The sequence below is a fragment of the Hydrogenivirga sp. genome, assembly GCF_056450045.1.
Genome location: NZ_JBWONM010000219.1, coordinates 1 through 2,652, shown reverse-complemented (window position 1 = coordinate 2,652; position 2,652 = coordinate 1). Strand labels below are relative to the sequence as shown.

2 protein-coding genes and 1 pseudogene are annotated in these 2,652 nt (G+C 52.3%); 1 reads left to right on the top strand and 2 read right to left on the bottom strand.

Features of this window, described 5'->3' with window-relative positions:
• Positions 1-485, bottom strand: a pseudogene (locus AC1HCM_RS08970) (threonine--tRNA ligase); the annotation flags it as partial.
• Positions 486-592: 107 nt separating this feature from the next.
• Between AC1HCM_RS08970 and AC1HCM_RS08965 the strand changes: the two are divergent.
• On the top strand, positions 593-2,002 hold the full coding sequence (locus AC1HCM_RS08965; RefSeq protein WP_479461423.1) for a TldD/PmbA family protein: 1,410 nt from the start codon (positions 593-595) through the stop codon (positions 2,000-2,002).
• On the opposite strand, the gene argB is transcribed toward AC1HCM_RS08965, so the two are convergent.
• A partial coding sequence (gene argB, locus AC1HCM_RS08960) for an acetylglutamate kinase (protein WP_479461422.1) occupies positions 1,987-2,652 on the bottom strand: 666 nt, incomplete at its 5' end. The two genes, AC1HCM_RS08965 and argB, sit on opposite strands and share 16 nt — an antisense overlap.

The window sequence follows — 2,652 nt, the reverse complement described above, 5'->3', positions numbered from 1 at the left end:
TCTATCTTGTACTTTTCCTTTAGCTTTTCAAAGAGCTTTACAGCCTCCTCCTTCTCAAGCTCCTTCCTGAGAATCGGGTAGTCCCTCTTTATTCTCTCCCTCATCTTCTCTTCTATCTTTGGAAGGTCTTCCTCCGTTATCCTGTGCCCCTCAACCTCAACGTCGTAGTAGAAGCCCTCTTCCGGCGTTGGTCCTACTCCCAAGTGGACCTTATCCGCTCCGTAGAGCTCCTTGAGAGCCTGAGCCATTATGTGGGCTAAGGAGTGCCTCATTATCTCTAAGCTCTCAGGGTCTTCCTTTCTTATAAGCTTTATCTCACCTTCCTGGGTTATGGGTGTCTGGAGGTCAAGTATCCTATCACCTATCTTGCCTCCGAGGGCATTCTCTATGCCCGCCTTACTGAAGACCTCCCCGAGGGGAGTTCCCTTCTCTATCTCAATCTCCTTTCCTTCTATCACCACCTTCACTTTGTCCTTTACCTTCATAGTCATCATATTTTATACAGTTTAAATGGGTGATACTATACTACTGAGCACATGATAAAAAGCGGGACAGCTTCGGATAGTTTCGCAGATTTCAGGAGGTATCAGGTATGGTAGAGGACAAGTTGAGCGAAGTGAAGGAGCTCTTGAAGGATAAAGCGGGTTTTCTTCTCTCCAACCTACTCTCTCAGGGAGGTGAGTACGGAGAGATCTTCTACGAGAGGTCAAGAACCACGAGGCTCGAGCTTGAAGACAGAAAGCTGGGGAAGGTGTCCCACGGCTACGATGAAGGGGTAGGTATAAGGCTTATAAAGGGGGGGAAGACCTTTTACGGCTACACCACCGAGCCCACCTACGAGAATCTCTACGAGCTCGTGAAGACCCTTGCCCGCGGTGAGGGGTACGGACCCGTTGCTATAGGGCTCAGATACACCGAAGGCTGGACCCCTACCCTCATAGACCCTGACTCAACAGACATGCACTTCAGGGCTGAGATACTGAGGAGAGCTGAGGACAAGGCGAGGAGCTACGGTGACAGGATAAAGCAGGTTCTCTCGGTTCTTATGGATAAAACCAGGGAGGTGCTCATTATAAACAGCCTCGGTGAGATGGCTGAGGACACCCAGAAGAGGGTGGTCTTCTTCGTTGAGGTTGTTGCCAGCGATGGGGAGATTCTCCAGAGAGGCTACGAGTCTCTGGGTGCTAGGAAGGGCTTTGAGATATTTGAGCAAACACCACCGGAGATGGTCGCTCAGAAAGCTGCGGAGAGGGCACTCCTCATGCTAACCGCAAAGCCTGCACCCGCCGGTCAGTTCACGGTCGTTCTCTCCTCTCAGGCCGGCGGGACGATGATACATGAGGCTGTCGGTCACGGGCTTGAGGCAGACCTCGTTCAGAAGGGGCTCTCCGTTTATGCAGGAAAGCTCGGTGAGAAGGTCGCCAGCGAACTCGTTACCGTTATAGACGATGCCACCCTTCCCGAACACAACGGCTCTTTCACGGTTGACGATGAGGGAGTCCCCGCCCAGAGGAAGGTGCTCATAAAGGACGGCTATCTTGTCGGCTACATGTACGACAGACTCAGGGCTATGAAGGAGGGGAAGCAATCAACCGGGAACGGAAGGAGGCAGAGCTACGCTCACATACCCATAGTCAGGATGACAAACACTTACATAGACAAGGGGAAGGACAATCCCGAGGATATCCTGAGGGATACAAAGAAAGGTGTCTACGTGGTGAAGATGGGGGGTGGAGAGGTGAACACCGTGACGGGGGACTTTGTCTTTGAGGTCATGGAAGGCTACATGATTGAGAACGGGGAGATAACCTACCCTATAAGGGGAGCTACCCTGATAGGGAACGGTCCTAAGGCTCTCCAGGATGTTGACGCGGTTGGCTACGACCTTGGATGGGCTATAGGCACCTGCGGTAAGGACGGACAGGGTGTTCCCGTGACCGATGCCCAGCCGACCGTAAGGATAAAGAGGCTTACCCTCGGAGGCTGTCAGGTCTGTGAGTGAACTATCTCTGTCCCTATGCCTGCCTCGGTAAATATCTCAAGGAGGAGGGAGTGCTGGACCCTTCCGTCTATTATGTGGACCTTTCTCACACCCGATTCCATAGCTTTTAGTGCAGACCTTACCTTTGGTATCATCCCCTCTCTTATCACCCCCGTCTCTATGAGTTTCTTTGCCTCCTCCTTGCTCAGGGATGAAAGCAGCCTTCCTTCTGCATCCTTGACCCCCTCGGTATCTGTAAGGAATATCAGCTTCTCAGCCTTCAGGTGTCTTGCTATCTCCGACGCCGCTATATCGGCGTTTATGTTGTATGCCTCTCCCCCTTCCCCGACCCCTACGGGTGCTATCACAGGGATGAAGTCCCTCTCTATAAGGGAGAGTATAAGCTCGCTGTTTACATCAACCACCTCACCTACAAAGCCCACGTCCTCCTCCGGTGTGGGGAGTCCAAGCTCTCTGAAGTACTTCTCCTTGTCAAGCTTCTTCGCCCTGAGCAGTCTCCCGTCCCTTCCGGATATACCAACGGCGTAGACGTTCTTACCGCTGTGCCTGTTTATGAGAGCAACGATGTCCTTGTTGACATCACCCGATAGAACCATCTCAACGACGTGCATCGTTTCCTCGTCGGTCTTCCTCATGCCACCAACGAACTT

Bases quoted from the DNA above. Each gene is read 5' to 3' on its own strand.
- AC1HCM_RS08965 (WP_479461423.1), top strand. From the start codon at position 593: ATGGTAGAGGACAAGTTGAGCGAAGTGAAGGAGCTCTTGAAGGATAAA.